Annotated in this window: 13 protein-coding genes; 11 read left to right on the forward strand and 2 right to left on the reverse strand. The window is 41.3% G+C overall.

Going from position 1 to position 20,683, the window contains the following annotated elements:
- On the reverse strand, positions 1-1,674 hold the full coding sequence (ribBA, locus tag RMZ42_RS02060) for a bifunctional 3,4-dihydroxy-2-butanone-4-phosphate synthase/GTP cyclohydrolase II (RefSeq protein ID WP_322669815.1): 1,674 nt from the start codon (positions 1,672-1,674) through the stop codon (positions 1-3).
- Positions 1,675-1,990: 316 nt separating this feature from the next.
- Between ribBA and argC the strand changes: the two genes are divergently transcribed.
- On the forward strand, positions 1,991-3,049 hold the full coding sequence (argC, locus tag RMZ42_RS02065; RefSeq protein ID WP_322669816.1) for an N-acetyl-gamma-glutamyl-phosphate reductase: 1,059 nt from the start codon (positions 1,991-1,993) through the stop codon (positions 3,047-3,049).
- Between the two features lie 67 nt (positions 3,050-3,116).
- On the opposite strand, the gene eno is transcribed toward argC, so the two are convergent.
- Positions 3,117-4,406 carry a phosphopyruvate hydratase gene (gene eno / locus RMZ42_RS02070; protein WP_322669817.1) on the reverse strand — a complete coding sequence of 430 codons (1,290 nt, stop codon included), beginning with the start codon at positions 4,404-4,406 and terminating at the stop codon, positions 3,117-3,119.
- A gap of 270 nt (positions 4,407-4,676) precedes the next feature.
- On the opposite strand from eno, the gene gloA reads away from it, so the two are divergent.
- The 10 genes from gloA to RMZ42_RS02120 all read left to right on the forward strand — a co-directional run bounded on the left by gloA (position 4,677) and on the right by RMZ42_RS02120 (position 20,562).
- Positions 4,677-5,111, forward strand: coding sequence for a lactoylglutathione lyase (gene gloA / locus RMZ42_RS02075; RefSeq protein ID WP_322669818.1), 435 nt, complete (start codon positions 4,677-4,679; stop codon positions 5,109-5,111).
- 601 nt (positions 5,112-5,712) lie between these two features.
- A complete protein-coding gene (gene clpB, locus RMZ42_RS02080; RefSeq protein ID WP_322669819.1) occupies positions 5,713-8,355 on the forward strand; it encodes an ATP-dependent chaperone ClpB in 2,643 nt (880 codons plus the stop codon).
- A gap of 906 nt (positions 8,356-9,261) precedes the next feature.
- Complete coding sequence (gene hpsA / locus RMZ42_RS02085; protein WP_322669820.1) at positions 9,262-14,208, forward strand: hormogonium polysaccharide biosynthesis protein HpsA; 4,947 nt, start codon at positions 9,262-9,264, stop codon at positions 14,206-14,208.
- Positions 14,209-14,234: 26 nt separating this feature from the next.
- Positions 14,235-14,945: a hormogonium polysaccharide secretion pseudopilin HpsB gene (gene hpsB, locus RMZ42_RS02090; RefSeq protein WP_322669821.1), complete on the forward strand. Its 711-nt coding sequence runs from the start codon at positions 14,235-14,237 to the stop codon at positions 14,943-14,945.
- A 128-nt stretch (positions 14,946-15,073) separates the two neighbouring features.
- Complete coding sequence (gene hpsC / locus RMZ42_RS02095) at positions 15,074-16,072, forward strand: hormogonium polysaccharide secretion pseudopilin HpsC (protein ID WP_322669822.1); 999 nt, start codon at positions 15,074-15,076, stop codon at positions 16,070-16,072.
- 29 nt (positions 16,073-16,101) lie between these two features.
- Entirely contained in the window at positions 16,102-16,821 is a 720-nt protein-coding gene (locus tag RMZ42_RS02100) for a type II secretion system protein (RefSeq protein ID WP_322669823.1), read from the forward strand.
- Between the two features lie 189 nt (positions 16,822-17,010).
- The gene (gene hpsE / locus RMZ42_RS02105; protein ID WP_322669824.1) at positions 17,011-17,973 is read left to right on the forward strand and encodes a hormogonium polysaccharide biosynthesis glycosyltransferase HpsE; all 963 of its coding nucleotides are present in this window, start codon (positions 17,011-17,013) and stop codon (positions 17,971-17,973) included.
- 25 nt (positions 17,974-17,998) lie between these two features.
- Positions 17,999-19,000 (forward strand): hormogonium polysaccharide biosynthesis glycosyltransferase HpsE, encoded by a 1,002-nt coding sequence (hpsE, locus tag RMZ42_RS02110; RefSeq protein ID WP_322669825.1) that lies wholly within the window; start codon positions 17,999-18,001, stop codon positions 18,998-19,000.
- On the forward strand, positions 18,976-19,968 hold the full coding sequence (locus RMZ42_RS02115) for a glycosyltransferase (protein WP_322669826.1): 993 nt from the start codon (positions 18,976-18,978) through the stop codon (positions 19,966-19,968). Before hpsE (RMZ42_RS02110) ends, RMZ42_RS02115 begins: the two co-directional genes overlap by 25 nt.
- 27 nt (positions 19,969-19,995) lie before the next feature.
- Positions 19,996-20,562, forward strand: coding sequence for a type II secretion system protein (locus RMZ42_RS02120; RefSeq protein WP_322669827.1), 567 nt, complete (start codon positions 19,996-19,998; stop codon positions 20,560-20,562).
- Positions 20,563-20,683 lie beyond the last annotated feature (121 nt).

Below are 20,683 nucleotides of genomic sequence, written 5' to 3' on the forward strand. Positions count from 1 at the left end.
CTATTTGCTAAAGCTGTAAATTTGCTGCGTCTCCAAGCGATCGCTAATCGATGAAGGCAATGTACCATCGGCGAATGTCTGCCGATCTAGTTGGACTTGTAAATTACTCAAAGGATCGCAACCAGAAGAAATCAGAAATTCTAATTTCTGGATGTAAGGCACAGTTGCGAGATTGTCTAGAATTTGGAAGATTGCCTGTATGTAAGGATGACCACTCTGCTGATACCAATCACAGCTAGCAACTTTTGCTTGATCGAAACCTAAGTGTACTGTTAAAGATGGCTCGTCAAATAAAGCGATCGCTAAGGGGCGCGCTTCTTCCTGCAACAATAGATCGTTACTTCTGGCTAAGTGTCGCAGTTTCTCTAAGCGTTCATAACGTTCGGTTACAGCTTCCGGGTCATCTTGCCAATGGATTGCTACTGTTACTAGATAAGTTTGTAACAGCATGTGACCCAGCTTTTTCGCCTTTGTCGCCAGATAATAGGAATTGTAGTCGTTTGCCTCAATTAACAATGGCACGCGATCGACTACTTCCAGCCCATAACCCTTGACACCTGCAATTTTGCGGGGATTATTGGTGATCAGACGAATCTTTTTGATGCCCAAATCCATGAGCATTTGTGCCCCCATCCCGTAGTCTCGCAAGTCAGCAGGAAATCCCAAACGCTCATTTGCTTCTACTGTATCTAGTCCCATATCCTGCAACGAGTAGGCTTTGAGTTTGTTAATCAAGCCAATTCCCCGCCCTTCTTGACGCAGGTATACAACTACACCTTGACCAGCAGACTCAATCATTTTCAGTGCAGCTACAAGCTGCATCCGACAGTCACAGCGCAAAGAACCCAAAGCATCACCAGTTAAGCATTCTGAGTGCATCCGTACCATTACTGGCTCATCTTTGAAGTTAGCGGGATCGCCTTTAACAATTGCCACGTGTTCTGTATTATCTAAAGTATGGCGATAGGCGTAAATTTCAAACTGACCGAATTGACTAGGCAGCTTGGTAATAACCTCACGATACACTAAGCGATCGTGCTGTAGGCGATAACTGATTAAATCCGCAATGCTAATAATTTTTAAATTGTGACGTTTAGCGTATTCAACTAACTGCTGCAACCGCGCCATTGAACCATCGGAGTTTTGAATTTCACAAATTACCCCCGCCGGGTATAGCCCTGCTAATCTCGCTAAGTCCACAGCCGCTTCCGTATGTCCTGCGCGTTTGAGTACGCCTCCAACCTTAGCTCGAATCGGAAAAATATGACCAGGACGACGCAAATCGGTAGGTTTTGTGGCTGGATTGAGAGTAACCTGGATAGTTCGGGCGCGGTCTTCTGCTGAAATGCCTGTAGTGACACCTAATTCTGGCCCGGCATCAATACTGACAGTGAAAGCAGTTTGGTTAGTATCTGTAATGTTGCTTACCATCAAGGGTAAGTCTAGCTCGTCTAGGCGATCGCCTGTCATTGCCAAACAAATTAGTCCTCTTGCTTCCACCGCCATAAAATTAATCATGTCGGGTGTGGCAAATTGGGCAGCACAAATTAAGTCGCCTTCATTTTCTCTATTTTCATCATCTACCACTACAATGACGCGACCAGCTTTTAGGTCTGCTAAAGCGGCATCAATCGAATCAAATTTAAAAGCTTGGGTAGGATTAGGCTGTGACACAGAAGATTTCCAGCTATAAACGTAAATTTTTTTAACAATTTCTTCTTTTAGATTGTAGCTCCTTTATAAGGCAGAGAAGTAGACTAGCAATGATTTGATAACGGGGCAAAAATTTTTGCCATTAAAAGTGGGGATAAAGTGCAGCGATCGCAAAGGATCAAGAGGATGAGGAAGCATAATAATCATTTGTTTGCTCCCCCATCTTCTCGGAACAAAGTAGAGGGGTTTAAGACCTTTTGTGTGCTGTGCGTCTGGTCGCTGATATTGTTGATAGCTGAGAACAAATTAACCATTCATGGGATAAGGATTTCAGATCATGGGCAAATTTAGACGCGTACCCGTTGGGATTGTTGGCGCGTCGGGCTATGGTGGAGTGCAGTTAGTACGACTACTGATGGATCACCCAGAAGTTGAAATGGTTTATTTAGGAGGTGAGACTAGTATCGGGAAATCCTTTGGGGATCTTTACCCGCATCTGGCTCATGCAACTAACCTGCTAATTGAGGCAGTAGAACTAGAAATAATTGCTCACCGCTGTGAAGTAGTTTTCCTGTCTTTACCAAATGGTCTGGCTTGCCAAATCGCACCCAAACTTTTGGAAAAAGGATGTAAAGTACTAGATTTGAGTGCAGACTATCGGTTTAGTGATTTGACAACTTATACCAATTGGTATGGTACAGAGAGAAGCGATCGCACAATTGCAGCGACAGCAGTTTATGGATTACCAGAACTTTATCGCGATCGCATTGCCGAAGCTCAACTTATTGGCTGTCCCGGTTCCTATGCCACTGCTAGTCTTCTTGCACTTTCGCCACTTTTAAAGCAAGGCTTAATCAGACCGGAAACAGCTATTATCGATGCCAAGTCTGGCACATCTAGTAGCGGACGGCAGGCTCAAACCAACTTATTACTAGCTGAAGCCGACAACTCCATAACAGCTTTTAATGTTGGTCGTCACCGTCATACCCCAGAAATTGAGCAAATTTGCAGTGACTTAGCCGGTCACGAACTCATGATTCAATTTACACCGCACCTGATCCCAATGGTACGCGGTATTTTGGCAACGGTATATGCCACAATGAGCGATCCAGGTCTAGTGCGAGATGACTTAATCACAATTTTCTCAGCCTTCTACCGCAACTCTCCTTGGGTAAGAGTCTGCGGTAGCGGCGTTTACCCCCAAACCAAGTGGGCTAACGGCAGCAATCTTTGTTACATCGGTGTAGAAGTTGACCCACGCACGGGTCGCGTAATTGTCATGTCAGCAATTGACAATCTAATTAAAGGACAGGCGGGCCAAGCTATTCAGTGTCTAAACCTGATGATGGGCTGGGATGAAACCTTGGGGTTGCCCAAGTTGGGGTTTTATCCTTGATTGGGGATTGGGTACTGGGGATTGGGTATTGGGAAGAATTCTTGCCCCAGTCCCTAGTCCCCAGTCCCTACTTCGGCCCTAACCCTACAGCACCAGCATAAACGGCGCGATCGCCTAGTTCATCTTCAATTCGTAGCAAGCGATTATATTTTGCTACGCGTTCGCTGCGACACAGAGAACCTGTTTTGATTTGACCGGCACGGGTTGCTACAGCTAAATCAGCGATCGTTGTGTCTTCTGTTTCACCAGAACGATGGCTAATTACTGAACGGATGCTGTTGCGAGTTGCCAAATCAATTGTTTCCAAGGTTTCGGTAAGCGAACCAATTTGATTGAGTTTAATCAAGATGGCATTAGCGGCTTTTTCCTGGATGCCTCTTTGCAAGCGAGTAGCGTTAGTCACAAACAAGTCATCCCCTACCAATTGCACCCGCGAACCTAACTTCTGGGTGAGCAATTGCCAACTTTGCCAATCTTCTTCGTGCAAGCCATCTTCAATTGACACAATTGGATATTGGTCAACCAGTTGTCCTAAATAGTCAATAAACTCTGTCGGGGCGTGAGGTTTACCATCGTAAACATACTGACCATTCTTGTAAAACTCGCTAGCCGCCACATCCAACGCCAAAGCTACTTGTTCCCCTGGCTTGTAACCAGCTTTCTGAATGGCAGCAACCAGCAATTCCAAAGCCACCTGATTAGATTCTAGGTTAGGAGCAAAGCCGCCTTCATCGCCCACACCAGTAAGCAAACCCTTCTCATCTAATACTTGACTGAGAGTAGCAAACACCTCTGCACCCCAGCGCAACGCTTCCCGAAAGGAAGTTGCGCCAATTGGGACAATCATAAACTCTTGAAAATCCACGTTATTTGAGGCGTGTGCGCCACCGTTAATCACGTTCATCAACGGCACTGGGAGCAAATTCGCTAAAGGGCCACCCAAATAGCGATATAGAGGAATTTCTAGAGACTCAGCACCAGCTTTAGCAGCTGCTAAGGAAACCCCCAAAATTGCATTAGCCCCCAAATTTTTTTTGTTAGCAGAACCATCTATCGCAATCATTGTGCGGTCTAGCAGTTCTTGATTGAGGACATCCAAGCCTAACAATTGTGGCGCAAGTGCTTCTTTGACGTTTTGTACTGCCTTGAGTACGCCTTTGCCCCCGTAACGGCCTTTATCGCCATCACGCAGTTCGTGAGCTTCAAAAGTGCCAGTAGAAGCACCACTGGGAACTTGCGCCAGTCCGACAACACCATTAGCTAAATGTACTTCGGCTTCAATTGTCGGTCTACCGCGTGAATCAAGAATTTCACGGGCTGCGATCGCCTCAATTGCAGTATCTAGAAATTTACTCATCTGTACTTTATCCTTTATTCGAGTGTGTTACGCATCCAGTCCAGTTGCCTAACCCAATCGCTAGCATAGGTGGTTAAGAGACTTTCTCGGCTGAGATTAAAGAAGATTTCCATTATCAGGGATAGGGAGCAATGCCCAGAATGGGTAATTGTTTATCCTGTCCTTTCGGCTTTTAATTCTTTCTGTGACAGCATTTTTACCTTAAGACTTTGAGCTAGGTAAAATGTTTGCAGAGAATAACACTAAATCAATTACAGAGAAAAGGTCAATATGCGATTACTACACACAATGCTGCGGGTGGGCAACCTTGAAGAATCTTTAAAGTTCTACTGTGAAATTCTCAAAATGAAACTGCTGCGCCGAAAAGATTATCCAGGCGGAGAATTTACCCTGGCTTTTGTTGGCTATGGCGACGAAAGCGACAACTCGGTAATCGAACTAACCTACAACTGGGGTGTAGAAAAGTACGAATTAGGTAATGCTTACGGTCACATTGCCCTTGGCGTTGATGATATTTACGCTACGTGTGAAGAAATTCGCACTCAGGGCGGTAAAGTCGTGCGCGAGCCAGGGGCAATGAAACATGGTTCGACGGTAATTGCTTTTGTGGAAGATCCTGATGGGTATAAAATTGAACTGATTCAACTGGGAACTCAAGGTTCGGCAGTCAAACAGGAATCACAAGAGCAACTTGTGAGTCAATAATTCTATCAGGGATTTCCAAAAAATTAATTATCCAGTAGAGTGGAATGTCATTTATCTAAGCTGGATTCAGATCCCCGACTTCTTTAAGGAGTCGGGAATCTGGGCAGCAATTTGTGCTTAAGAGCGATCGAAAAATCTACACTGATGTCTTAAAAAGTGGAGCTAGAAAGAGATTGATTCTTCTGGCACACTGTCATCTGGTGTCAGTAAACACAGAAGACGCGCTAGAGTTTTCCCTTTTTGGGCGGGTTAGGGGATCTCCTCTACGTAAATCCTATTAGTATTTCCCCAATACTGTCCTTGATGAGCAATATTAATAGCGAAGTCAAATAGCCAGTCGTAGACATCGCTCCAATAACACCATTGGGGAAAGTCTGCTCATAACAGTGTTTTCGTTTTAAATTAGGAAATAGGCAATGGATTAAACTATCATCAATTGCCAATCCAAAATTGCCACTGGAGATACACGCGGATATCCGCCCAGAATGTTTGGATAATTATCTGGGTATTAAGGAGTAGGGTTACAACCACTCTCAACTCCCTACTCCCTTTAATAATCCCCAATCCTTAAACTAAAAATTCAAATTCTAAAATTCTAAAGATGCAACCTACAGATCCAAATAAATTTACTGATAAAGCCTGGGAAGCAATTGTTAAATCTCAGGATATAGTCCGTGCTTATCAACAACAGCAACTAGATGTTGAACATTTAATTATTGCCCTGTTAGAAGAACCCACTAGTCTAGCAATACGTATCCTAGCTCGATCTGAGGTCGATCCAATCCGCTTGCAGCAGCAGCTAGAAGCTTTTACCCAACGCCAGCCGAAAGTTGGTAAAAGCGATCAGCTTTACCTTAGCCGCAATTTAGATATTTTACTAGACCGAGCCGAGGAAGCTAGAGCCAGGATGAAAGATTCCTACATTTCCGTGGAACACATACTTTTGGCCTTTGCTGAAGACGATCGCATTGGACGAAAGATGCTCAAAGGCTTTAATGCGGATGCACCTAAACTTGAAGCTACAATCAAAACTATTCGCGGTAGCCAAAAGGTAACAGATCAAACCCCAGAATCCCGCTATGAAGCCTTACAAAAATTTGGCAGAGATTTGACAGAACAGGCAAAAGCGGGAAAACTCGACCCAGTAATTGGGCGGGATGACGAAATTCGACGGGTAATTCAAGTATTGTCTCGTCGTAGCAAAAACAACCCCGTACTCATTGGTGAACCTGGGGTAGGTAAAACTGCGATCGCCGAAGCATTAGCACAACGGATGGTAAACGGTGATGTTCCTGAATCTCTGAAAAACCGGCAACTCATCTCTTTAGACATTGGTAGTTTAATTGCTGGGGCAAAATTGCGAGGAGAATTTGAAGAACGCCTGAAAGCTGTCCTCAAAGAAGTTACGGAATCTAACGGTCAAATTGTCTTGTTTATTGACGAACTACATACCGTAGTCGGTACAGGTTCCAGCCAACAAGGGGCAATGGATGCGGGAAATCTGCTCAAACCAATGCTGGCGCGGGGAGAACTGCGTTGTATTGGTGCTACTACCCTTGACGAATTCCGCAAACACATTGAGAAAGACGCTGCCCTAGAACGCCGCTTTCAGCAAGTATTTGTCGATCAGCCAAGTGTGGAAAATACTATTTCGATTCTGCGGGGGTTGAAAGAACGCTATGAAGTGCATCACAACGTCAAAATTTCTGATTCGGCTTTGGTAGCAGCAGCAACCTTGTCAGCACGTTATATTAGCGATCGCTTCTTACCAGATAAAGCTATTGATTTGGTGGATGAAGCAGCAGCACAGTTGAAAATGGAGATTACCTCCAAACCAGCCGAATTGGAAACCATCGATCGCCGCCTCATGCAGTTAGAAATGGAAAAGCTGTCATTAGCTGGCGAAGAAAAGGGTACTCCCCAAACGAAAGAACGTTTAGAGCGCATTGAAAAAGAAATTGCCAATTTAACGGAAAAACAGCAAATATTTAATGAGCAATGGCAAGGTGAAAAGCAGATATTGGAGGCTATAAGCGCCTTAAAGAAAGAAGAAGATGCGCTGCGAGTGCAAATTGAACAGGCGGAACGCGCCTACGATCTAAATAAAGCTGCCCAACTAAAGTATGGCAAATTGGAGGGAGTGCAGCACGAGCGTGAAGCTAAAGAAGCGAGCCTTTTAGAAATTCAAAACCAAGGTTCCACGCTGCTGCGAGAACAAGTCACCGAAGCCGACATTGCCGAAATCGTCGCCAAGTGGACAGGAATCCCCGTCAATCGCTTGTTGGAATCGGAACGACAAAAATTACTGCAATTAGAAAGTCATTTGCATCAACGAGTCATTGGGCAAGAAGAGGCTGTAGAAGCAGTAGCAGCCGCAATTCGCCGCGCCCGTGCGGGGATGAAAGATCCCTCTCGTCCTATTGGTTCATTTTTGTTCATGGGCCCTACAGGTGTGGGTAAAACCGAACTTGCCCGTGCTTTAGCTCAGTTTCTCTTTGATTCTGATGATGCATTGGTGCGCTTGGATATGTCTGAGTATATGGAAAAACACTCAGTTTCTCGCTTAGTGGGTGCGCCTCCAGGATACATAGGATATGAAGAAGGCGGTCAACTTTCCGAGGCGATTCGCCGCCGTCCTTATTCAGTGGTGCTGTTGGATGAAGTAGAAAAGGCGCACCCCGATGTGTTCAACATTTTATTGCAGGTGTTGGATGATGGGAGAGTTACTGACTCTCAAGGAAGGACGGTAGATTTTCGTAACACCGTCATTGTGATGACCAGTAACATTGGTAGCGAACATATTTTGGATATATCTGGTGATGATTCTAAGTATGAAACGATGCAAAAGCGGGTAATGGATGCTTTGCGATCGCATTTCCGCCCAGAATTTCTCACCCGCCTTGATGATATTATTCTCTTCCATGCCCTCAGTCGCACTGAAATGCGGCAGATCATCCGCATTCAACTCAAACGGGTAGAAAATCTCCTACGCGAGCAAAAAATCTTCTTTGAGATATCCCAATCAGCTTGCGATCACCTTGTCGAATCAGGCTATGACCCAGTTTACGGTGCCCGCCCACTCAAACGGGCAATTCAGCGAGAAGTAGAAAACCCCCTCGCCACCAAGTTATTGGAGAATACTTTTATCTCTGGAGACACGATTATCATTGACAAAAATGAAAATGGTCTGTCTTTTAGCAAAAAAGTGCTAGTGAAGGTGTCAATACCACAAATTGCTACATAGCACCTAGCGTCTCCCCTTCACTCAACGGGACGTAGCCAAAGGGCTGTAGGGAGAAGACCAAACTGGTTTGGATAAACGGCGTTGCAGAGAAAGCGGGATGATTTTGCTAGTTTTGTGGGATGGGCCGAAAAGCCTGTCCCTTGTGTTTCAGGGCGCTCGTGCCGCCCACCCTACAAGAATCATCCCTTGATTCAGCAACGCCGGATACACAAACAAAATCTAAGAATAATTGAGGGTTTGAAACCTACGGATGTGAGTAAACCTCGTATAGTTGCGGTTTCTAACCATCCTTTTAACATTCATTAATGTAACTGCGTGTTGCATCTATGATGCCTAGTAGCTTCTGCCACAGGGTACTAATTTTGCGTACCTTGTGGCAGAAGCTTGCTTGTCTTTAAAGGTGGTAGTGGGATTTATGCCAAGGTGTACTAATGAGTAATTAGTAATTAATCAAAGCAATGCGAACAACAAGATTCCCGACTTTTTAATTAAAGAAGTCGGGAATCTAAGCCGCACATCTGATTATTTTGCCCCTAATTGATATCTTTTTTTTAACAGATGGGTATTATAAGCCTACTCTGCTGACAACATCTTCATAAATTTCTTTTCAAATAAAACACATTTACGCAAATATACTGTGAACTAATGCTTTTATTATTTATCAGACCTGAACTAAATAATTCTGAAAAAATCAGTGTTTACCGGAGCAAATGAACAATTCATAAATGATATAACTTTAATAAATTATCTTTTGTTGTAGCTACTTTATTTGGAAGTTAGTAAAGCCAAATGTAGTAGTTAGATAAACATAGCTTCGTTTATGCCTGTAATAATACTTAACAGGCCTAAATGAAAATGTTTAAAAAATAGAAAATCCGCTAAAATCCACTCGATCGGGAAGCAGCTATGTCTCGAAAACGTCAGTTATTCAAAGCAATTCAAAAAATCTTCAGACAAACTAGCAAAAAGTTTTTATCTACAATTAACAAGCAAATTATTTGGCTACTGCGGAGTATCTCTGGCACTCGAAGAAGACGCAGTTCTGTGAATTCTGGCTTTATTTTACCAACAGTGGCAATGGTAGTTTTGGTAGTCGTACTGTTAACAACTGCAATTTTATTTCGGTCTTTTGAGCGCTCTAAAAATGCTAGTAATGTCCGCGTTAATGAGGCTGTGCTTAACGCTGCTACCCCAGCGATTGATCGTGCTAGAGCTAAATTAGATGCATTAATAGAAGACCCAACACTACCACGAGGAACTCCTTCTGATAGCGCCTTATATGATGCTATTAAAAAAGACAAATATAGACTTGGTGATGAAACTCGCCTGAAGCTAGCTTTTGACCTTGACGGTGACAACACTATTGAGACTAGTAGCAATATAGAGAACGATGAAACATTAAAAACAGCTTGGAAATATGCCGTTGACACAGACAATAACGGCAAAAAAGATACTTTTACTCTTTATGGAATCTTCTTTCGCTCACCCAGTAGAGACTCAACTACAGGACAGTTTAATCGCGAAAGAAAACCTCTAGATGCTAGAACCCCACCAATGGATAATGATGCGTCAAATCAGCAATGCAATGCATCAGGTTTTTCTAGCTTAGTAGGCAATTCCAGTTGGTATAAGTTAAATAGTGGCAATCTGGGTAAAAGCTTCTTTGTCTATAGCGTTAACCTGCCGATTACTCAACAAGTGTATGATAGTCTGCCAACAACTACTACACCTAGTATTAATCAAAATAATTCTGAGCCATACAAAGGTAACAAAAGTGTTGTAGCACTAGAGTTTCAGCAAGATCGCAGTCGCATTCCATTAGCAAATAACGCTGTTTTCTTTGATAATGATCTAGAAGTCATAGTTGGTAGTACAGAGTTACTTTTAAATGGAAGAGTTCATACCAATGGCAACTTGCTAGTAGGGGTTATTGACAGTGACGGTAATATAACTTTCCGCCAAGTTAGCAGCAAAACATCCTGTTTTTATAATCAAGAAAACGGGCAAGTTAGCGTTGGGGGAAACGTCGGAAATGGTAGTCTTGCTCAAACTAGTAATCAGAATGTAACTGTTGACCTATACAAAGGTTTTGGGAAGAGTATCAGCACTGCTGCTATTAACAGCGCCAATAAATCTACAGACGCTACTGGTGGTAGTAGTATTGGATTCAACGATGCGGCATACAATTTACGCATTGCTGCAATGAAGACTACTGCGATCGCTTTATGCACAAATTGCAATAGCGCAACTAACGGTACCGCTCTTAAAGCGGCTGTTAAATTAAGTGGTTATCCGACAGATGTGCAAACCAACGTCGATATCAAAGTACTAGATGCTGACGATGCGACGACAGCCAAAAATATCCTCTACGACGAAATACAAATTTATTTGCAAAATCGTACTCGTCGAGTACCCTTTGCAGAAGTACCAGACGCTACTGGATCGGGGGCAACAACCGGATATGGTAGTACCATCACAGCAATTACTGCTAGTTTAGATCCTCCACAAGTTTGGCAAGAACCACTAACATCCAGTAACAAGTTCACTAGTGTACCAACATCATCATCTCCCTCTCTAAATACATCTAAGCTAGAAGCTACACAACCAAATTTACAAAAGAAAGAAGGTGTTCAAACCGCATTAGGCGATCGCGTTTTTGTCGGCAATAACCTCCCTGCTCTGTGGCTACAAAATGGAAAATATGTTGGATCAGAGGCTCAACAGCCAATTTTGAACAGTTCTGGTACTGCGATTAACTGGACTAGATATGGTTCTGAACCACCAGCAAGATGGCGTAACACTCAAATACAGGCAGTTGCTGATTTAGGTCTATCTGACCGTAATGGCTTTTGGGAAGAAAATGCGGCAGCAAATCCCATAAATGATTTAGACAGCGTGGGTGGTGTGCGGATTGTTACTGGTGCAGGTATTTATGTAGATGGTTCTGGCAGTATTCCGAACCCAGTAACTGGCCCGTTTTACCCAAGAGGTTCCAGCACACTTGGTTCATTTTTACCAGCTCCTTCTGCGAGTGATATTGTTGTTTGGCCTGACACAATGCCGATGTCAACACCTGGAAATGTTCGCAAAGGCGATCTCCAAATGCGAGCGACTGCTGTTTATCACTACAAAGTAGACTATGGCACTGACCAAGAACCGATTGCTTGTGTAAGCAGTTACTACGATCCTTCAAACGAAACTACAGCTAAAAACAAAGTTAATCAAAATGGTGGATATGGTGTAGATATTACCGACGGCAGGTCAAACAATGGTGTTGTTTACAATTACCCGACATATGGAAGAGGCACATTTTTTACGATTAACCAAACTCGTCTACAACTACAAGCCAACTTGAAATTCCCCAACGGGCGTTGGGTTAATAAACCTTTACAAGATGCTCTAGCAAAAATTGGAACTGATACTACAGTACCTAGTAGTGGTTTGCAGCTAGCTGATTATTCAGCAATTGATACAGCGCTTTGTGCTATTTCAATTTTGGCTAATCCAAGTGGTTTTGTTACTACTCCTAGTAACCAACCTAAACACGGTGCAATCAGAGAAGCAACTTTCCTTGATGCTAGAGAAGTGAAGCAGATAAGTACATCAGGCTCACCAACCACATACAATTTAGACTTAGAACAGCGTCAACCCTTAGAAATTCGAGTTACAGACATTGATTTAAGTTCCAGTACGAGTGGTGTAGCTACCACAGCAATAACAGCTAACGAGTATTTATTGCCTTACAGTGGCATTATTTATGCCTCTAGAGATGATGCCTTGCGTGATGCAAGTGATACAAGCAGCGAATCAGAGTTACTCAGCCCAACTGATTTTAGGCTAGATTCAACTCGTCGCCCAAATGGGATTCGTCTGATTAATGGGGGAACTTTAGCAAGAACTAGTGCTAATACTTATATTGCTAAAGAAAAAGGTTTGATTTTAGTAACAAATTTGCCTGCATATATTAAGGGCAACTTCAATCTGCACAGTACAAGTACAAGCACTACAGAAATTGAGGAATTTTCAGAAACAGAATCAGCAGGTACCAACTTTTACGATCGCAGTACTCCCAATACTGACTTTGCCTGTCGCGCAGGAAGAACCGGCTGCCCTACTACTGGGGGCGACCTTTGGAGACCAGCAACGATTATTGCCGATTCAATGACCTTGCTTTCTGGAAGTTTCGTAGATGGTGTACGGAGATACGCAGATTACGATTTGAACAATAACACTGGCATTACTGTAGAGGATGGCTTAAGTGCCCGTCCCACACTTTCATCCACTTTCTTAGCTACTTTAGATGATAGAAGACGAAATCGTCTGAAAAATGGTTTTTGGGAAAATGCCTATTCTACCAGTTCTTTTTGGACAAGTGATGGTAATCCCAGACTAGACACTACCGTTACTCCTAACATTTCTCTAGGCTCTTACTTAGTAAATGGAGTGACTCCAGTTCAGCGCAAGGTTACTGGCCAACCCTTATATGTCATGGAAATGTGCCGTAAGTTACTAGTTTCAGAGTGCGGTTCTGGAGATTGGGCTGTTGGGTTTGATATAAACGGTGATGGTGTTTTAAGTACTACTTCACAGAATTACACAGTGTTAGGTACTACTGTACCCCTGACTGAAAGAAACATCAAGACGTATCAGTTGGGTCAAGCCATACTTGCTGCTGCTCCAAGCGGCACTACTAGTATTAATGCAAATTGGTGGAATACTACCGCATACGGAACTGCTACTACTGGTAACAAGAAAATCAGAGAGCGCTTGGGGTCTGGTGATACAAGTACAAATTATTTATCCCTGCAATCTACTCTGGCTACAGACCGCCTTTATCCCCGTCGAGTTGCATTTGCCCGTGATAATAGCAACAACCTGGCTACAAGCAGTCCTGGTATTTACAAACCTATGGGTGTAGGTTGCCCCTTGGATACTACTGGTATTGGTTATAGCAATAATGGATGTACTTATGGCACTAATTACGGTTTAACAGATACTAACATCCGCGGCTTCTGGTTTAGAACCACAAATAGTACAACCGACCCAGGAGATATAGACCAAGTAACATACGCAAGTGACAAACTATTATTCTATTTCCCTCCCATTGATGCTAACGGTGATGGTAGTCCTGATTTGGACAATCAACCGCTCTTAGTACCTGTCTTAGAAATTCATGATGCAAAAAAGGTTCCCCCTAACTTGAGAACGGACGCGCTCGATGTAGCGTCAGGAGATGACTTTAAGTCTAATTGGCTACAACAGGCAACTGACACTATATTCAATGCCACCTTTGTAGTAGGAAATAGTCCCAGTAGAACAGATGAAATCTCATCAGGTTTGCAAAACTTTGTGCGGTTTTTGGAAAACTGGGATACTAGAACAGCCAAAATCAGCGGTAGCTTTATTCAATTAAAACGCAGTAGCTTCTCGACTGCGCCAATTGCACCCATTTTCACAAACAGACAATCCAGTGCTACTGCTTCTAAAGACTATAATCTCAGCATTTTTGACTACTCATTAGACACTTACCCAACTCGAAACGCTAGTGGTCTGTTACCTTTCTATGCAGCACCAAATAGAAAGTGGGGGTTTGATGTTGGTCTGTTGTCAGAGCAACCAGACTTGTTTGCCCAAAGGTTTACAGCGCCTCCAACAGGTCGCCCGAATGAGTTCTTTAGAGAAGTTGGTCGAGATGATACCTGGGTGAAAACATTGCTCTGTGCCGGAGAAGCTAGCAACCAGACAGGTATCCCGACAACAGGAGTGACAGTAACTTATGCAAAAGCAGTTCCTGATGAATATCGCCCAAGCGGCTGCCCATCTGCATCAGATATACCATCTGACTCGTTGTAAATCCTGTAAATATTAGGTAAATTGTCATGTTGATAGGGAAAAAAGGTAACAAACAAAGATTACAGGCTACTGAAGTAGGTAATACATCTGTATCCTACCTACGATATAACGAAGGGGGTTTCACGATTATTGAATCTTTGGTAGCGATACTTGTAGTTAGCATTTTGCTAGTTGCGATCGCACCTGTTCTTTCCCTGTCAGTAGCAACCCGTATACAATCCAGACGGATAGAATTAGCCACACAAGCTGCTAAATCATACATTGATGCGGTGAAGACAAAGAAAATTGACGCCCCCACCTCAACGGGAACTGATACCCTAACTGCATACGCCGCTCCTACAGCGACGGGAACTCTAACTTGCACAACAGCAAACTCTTACTGTACAGCCCCAACTGGTACATCTTTATACTGCGTTGATTTTGATAGTAGTGGTGGCTGCGAAAACACCAGTGTTACAGACATGGTTGTACAGGGTTTTCGGTACAACTCAGTTAGTAGTACTGCTACTACTGGATATGCTTTAGGTGTGCGGGTTTACAGAGCTGATGCTTTCAAAGAAAGCACTACTCTTTCTAGAAATAATGAGTCGGGTGATTACAAAAAAGTGACACAAGCTACTTTCACCGGTGGCGTTGGTCAGCGCAAAGCACCTGTAGTGGAAATGACAACAGATATTAACGATACTGTGCCTAAATACAGTGACCTTTGCGCCCGCTACACAGGTGGTTGCAATTGAATTTTAATTAGACTTCTTGCAAAACTTGCAATTTTAGCATCTTTCTCATACGCCTCTGCGTGACGCAAATAAATATTTATGCAAGAAGTCTATTCTTAAATATCTGTCAACAAAAGGGAAACCGCAGTATGATAAATTCACTGAAATTTATCCTGAGTGCTCAATTAAAACGCTCTGGAATAAATAAGACAATTAGCGGCTTTACCCTGATTGAGCTGCTAGTAGCTATGATAATGGCAGTATTAATCATAACGCCTTTAATGGCCTTTATGATTAATATTCTAGATGGCGATCGCAAAGAACAAGCCAAGGCAAATTCCGAGCAAGAAATCCAAGCAGCACTAGATTATATTGCTCGTGACTTAGAGCAAGCCGTTTACATCTATGATGCCGATGGTGTTACCAGAAACACAAATACTACTACTATTAGTAGTTCAGGCATTGCAGACCAAATACCACCAGCTAAATCCGCTTCTAGCTGTAGCCCTACTAGCGGCAGCAATCCGAGTGTTTGCACACCAATACTTGTTTTTTGGAAACGTGAGCTTAAACCTGATAGTGTCGGAATTACTGCTAGCACTCAGACTAGTGCCACACAAACAGATGATGGTTTTGCTTATTCATTGGTAGCATACTACTTAATCACAAATCCCAATAAGATCAACGATACTTGGTCTCAAGAAGCACGGATTGGCAGGTTTGAACTTCAAGGTCCAGTGAATGCAGCTTATGCTAATGCAACAGGAAGTGCAAGTGATACTGGATTTAATCCACCACCACTAAATAAAAGCGGTGCTACACTCAAAGACAAAATGAATCAATGGCAAACTGCATTAGGTGCATTAGCTAATTACTCTACTAGTAATCAAGTCGTAACTTTAGTTGATTATATTAGTACCACTGCACCTAGCAGCACACCTTGCACTAGTCCAAATCTCGTAGGCAGCCAAACAAGTGGATTTTTTGCTTGTGTCGATGCCAACGAAGTACTAGCACAGGTGTACATTAGAGGCAATGCACTTGCTCGTCTGCAAAATAATAACTTAGCTTACACTGCTAATACAAAAACTTATTTTCCAAGTTCGAGCATTCGAGTACAAGGCCACGGATTTTTATTTACTAAATAACCTCTAGCTAATAACATCAAAGGTATTGTATGCACAGTGCAGCTTTATTGAGGTTAAACAAAATTCTTAAGCGATTTGTAGTGGAAACACCAAAACCGCAATGTTCAGCGAACAGACTCCGCTACACATCAGCATACTTCCAAAAGGATGCTGGTTTTAGCATGATAGAACTAATAGTAGTAATGCTCTTAGTAGGAATTTTAGCAGCGATCGCAGCTCCTGGTTGGGTTGCTTTCGTAAATCGGCAACGGATAAATAAAGTTAACGACGCCGTTTTCGCTGCATTACAAGAAGCACAACGCGAAGCTAAAATCAAAAAACTTAGCTACAGTGTCAGTTTTCAGAGAAATAGCACAACCCAAAATGTAGAGGTTGCTATTTATCGTAGCGATGCTGCAATCGGCACATGGACATGGAAACCTTTAGCGGTCGATGTGGGAGCCAATTCCGATAAATTTTTGCTGGGCGGAAATCTTAGTGGAGAAAACATTGCTAATACTACTACTAATTCTCCTGTATCCTATCCTTTAAGTACATCAGCAAAAATTACCTTTGACTATATGGGAGTTCTAACTCTGCCAAATAACTTTGGAACAGTGGCAGCAGGTACAGAGCCACCTGGGTTAAAAATAGTGGTAGCTGTACCAAGCTCTGCAAATCCTACATTGGCTAGTAGCGTAAAACGATGTGTCATTGTAAAAACTCTCTTAGGCTCAATGCTGACAGCAAAAGATGATAAATGCAGTTAAGTAATTTAAATACCAATATTTGTTTAAAAATACGTAATATTGCTGAACATAAAACTGCACGTTGATAGCAAAATTGAAACATCATATGCAGTTTTAATATTTGATAGATTCATTTAAAAGCCATTGATAAATTAGCCATTGCCTGAACATAATAAAAAGCGTCATCATTAAAATATACTTTTCCGAATAATGACTGAGAACCTTGACTTTACTGTAGCTATCCCAACTTATAACGGTGAAAGTCGTTTGCCTGAACTACTAGAACGACTACAAAACCAAATTCACACCGAAAATTTATCTTGGGAAATTATAGTTGTAGACAATAACAGCACTGATAATACAGCTAAAGTTGTTCAAACCTATCAAAAAGATTGGCGATGTCCTTACCCTTTAAAGTATTGCTTTGAAGCAAAACAAGGCGCAGCTTATGCCCGAAAAAAAGCAGTTTTAGAAGCTAAAGGTAAATTCATAGGTTTTCTAGATGATGACAACTACCCAGTATCAAATTGGGTGTCAGCAGCTTATGCTTTTGGTGAAAAATATCCGAAAGCGGGAGCTTATGGCAGCCAAATTCATCCTGACTGGGAAGTAGAACCACCAGAAAACTTTCAGCGAATTGCTCCATTCTTGGCAATTACAGAGCGAGGTAATTTACCACTATTATATGAAGCAGCTAAAAAATTGCTACCACCATCTGCCGGACTTGTTGTCCGTAAACAAGTCTGGTTAGAAATTGTACCAGATAAGCCTATTTTAACTGGAAGAGTTAAAGGCAGTATGCTTACCAGTGAAGACTTAGAAATGTTGTCTTATATCCAAAAAGCAGGATGGGAAATTTGGTATAACCCAGAAATGGAAATTTCTCACATAATACCAAAATTTCGTTTGCAAAAAGATTATTTAATTCCATTTTTTAGAGGTATTGGACTTAGCCGTTATGTAACTAGAATGATTAATGTCAAACAGATATATAGACCATTTGCTTTTTTAGCTTATCTGATAAATGACCTGCGTAAAATTATTTTACATTTACTTAAATATAGAACTATGTTGAAAACTGATTTAGTAGCTGCTTGCGAAATGCAACTATTTTTAAGCAGTTTTATTAGTCCTTTTTATCTTTGTAAAAATGGCTATTTAACTAAAAAATAGAATTAAAAATTAATCTTGTATTTATATGGATATTGAAAAATTAGATTTTACGGTAGCTATTCCTACATACAATGGTGCAAAACGTTTACCTAAAGTTTTAGACTTGTTACTCAATCAAACAGGTATAGAAAGCCTAAATTGGGAAGTTATTATTATTGACAATAATAGTAAAGATGAGACAAATCAAGTAGTCGATTATTACCAAAACAAATTTAATCAAAACTTTAAATTGAGGTATTTTCAAGAAAAACAACAGGGAATAGCATTTGCAAGAATGCGTTCTATTAATGAAGCTAGAGGTGAGTTTATTGCATTCATAGATGATGATAATCTCCCAGCATCAGATTGGGTTTTTCAGTCTTATATTTTTGGCAAAGAGCATCCTCATGCTGGTGCCTGGAGTGGTCAAATCCACGGTGATTTTGAAGTAAATCCTCCAAAAGATTTTCCAAGAATTCAAGCCTTTCTAGCTATCAGGGAACACGGACTACAACCTTATTTATTTGATGCAGAGAATTTAAGACTTCCTCCAGGTGCTGCTTTGGTTGTTCGTAAGCAAGCTTGGTATAAAAGTGTTCCTGAAGAATTGGTTTTTAAGGGCAGACTGAATAAATTGATGGTTGGCGGGGATGATACAGAAGCTCTCTTATATTTACACAAAGCAGGTTGGGAAATATGGTATAATCCCGCGATGCATATCAATCATCAAATTCCACATTGGAGATTAGAAAAAGATTATTTACTAGTGCTAGCGCGTGGTTGTGGTCTGTGTATTTTCCAGCTACGTTTGATCAATGCTAAAACCTGGCAAAAACCAATAGTTTTAGTTAAAACTATCTTAGGAAATCTACACCGAGTATTACAGCATATTATTAAGTATAGAGGTCAATTAAAAACTAATTTAATTGCAATTTTTGAAATTAATTTTTACTTTGCTAGTATGATCAGTCCTTTTTATTCTCTAAAATGGAAATTAGACAGAATTTTAGGAAATACAACAAAATGGTTAAATCAACTTTGGATGTAACAATTATTTCTGTAATTATACCAGCTTACAATAGTGAAAAAACCATTAAAGAAACAATTCAATCTGTTTTAAATCAAACTTTTACTAATTTTGAATTAATTATCATAAATGATGGTTCGCAAGACTCAACTTTAGATATTATTACACAAATTAAAGACCCTAGAATAAAAGTATTTTCTTATCCCAACGCTGGCGGAAACGTTAGTCGTAACCGAGGGCTAAACCGTGCAGTTGGAGAATTTGTTAGTTTCTTAGATGCAGATGATCTTTGGACACCTGATAAACTTAAATCTCAATTAAAGGCTCTGCAAGAAAATTTGACTGCAAAAGTTGCTTACAGTTGGACTGATTATATCGATGAAAAGAGTGAAATAGTACTCTCTGGTACACACGTTACAGCCAATGGAGACGTTTATGAAAAGTTATTAGTGACAAATTTTTTGGAGAATGGCTCCAATCCTTTGATTCGTAGAGAAGCTTTAATCGAATTAGGTGGATTTGATGAATCTCTATGTGCTGCTCAAGATTGGGATATGTGGTTGCGATTAGCCTGTAAATTTGATTTTATATGTGTACCATCTGCACAAACCCTATACCGTATAATTGCTAATTCAGTTTCTTCCAATCTTGTCAGGCAAGAAAAAGCTTGCTTGCAGGTGCTTGAGAAAGCATATAAAAAAAGGTCTTTAGGACTTAAAAATATTTGGAATCTAAGTCTGGCAAATTTATATAAGTACCTAACATGCAAAGCCCTACAAAAGCCGTTTAATCGACAAAAAGGTTTAACTGCTGCCAAATTTTTATGGAATTATGTTCTGAATGACTCTTCAAGGTTTCAGCATATAACTTTCACTTTAAAACTATTACTAAAAATTTTCATAATCCTTTTAATGCCTAGGTTGCTCAACAGTATTACTAACCAGCGCGAAGTAAGAAGCCAAAAATCTGAAACATTGTTCAACACTTAGGTAGCTGAAAAACGACCAAAAGAAAAAATGGATAGCCTGGTGCATCTACCATCTTTAGCTTATGCAAAAAAACTCTTTAAAAATAAGCACTCTAACAGTGGTTTTACCTTACCAGAGATGTTAATTGTTGTTGTATTAATAGGTATATTGACTACACTGGGAATAGCTAATTGGCTAGCTTTTATGGATACTCGCCGCCTCAACACTGCTCAAAACGAGGTTTACTACGCTATGCGTCAAGCCCAAAGGCAAGCCACCAAGGAAAAATTGACTTGGCAAGCGAGCTTTCGTGAACAAAACAATATCGTTCAATGGGCAGTTCATCCTGCTACAGTAAATCCATCTAACGCTAACTGGAATAACTTAGATGCTAATATACGCCTTGATTCTGAGACAAACTTCCAACCGTCACTAAGTAGTATACAAAAAGTTCCATTTGACTACAAAGGTAATGCTAAAGATTTAGGAAGGATTACGTTATCGAGTAAATCTGGTGGTAAAGCTAAACGTTGTGTTATTGTTTCAACGCTTTTAGGGACAATGCGAACGGCAAAAGAACATACTAGAGCCGATAACGGCAATTATTGCTATTAAATCTCGTCGATTTTGAAACCTGGAGCAGTGCGGGCATCTTGCCCAATAATACCAGCAGGTAGCAACATGCTCCCACTACTTTTAAAACTATGGTTCTCAATATAGATGTGGTTTAAGATAT

Source organism: Nostoc sp. DedQUE05 (genome assembly GCF_034530955.1).
In the GTDB taxonomy this organism is placed as follows: Bacteria; Cyanobacteriota; Cyanobacteriia; order Cyanobacteriales; family Nostocaceae; genus Nostoc.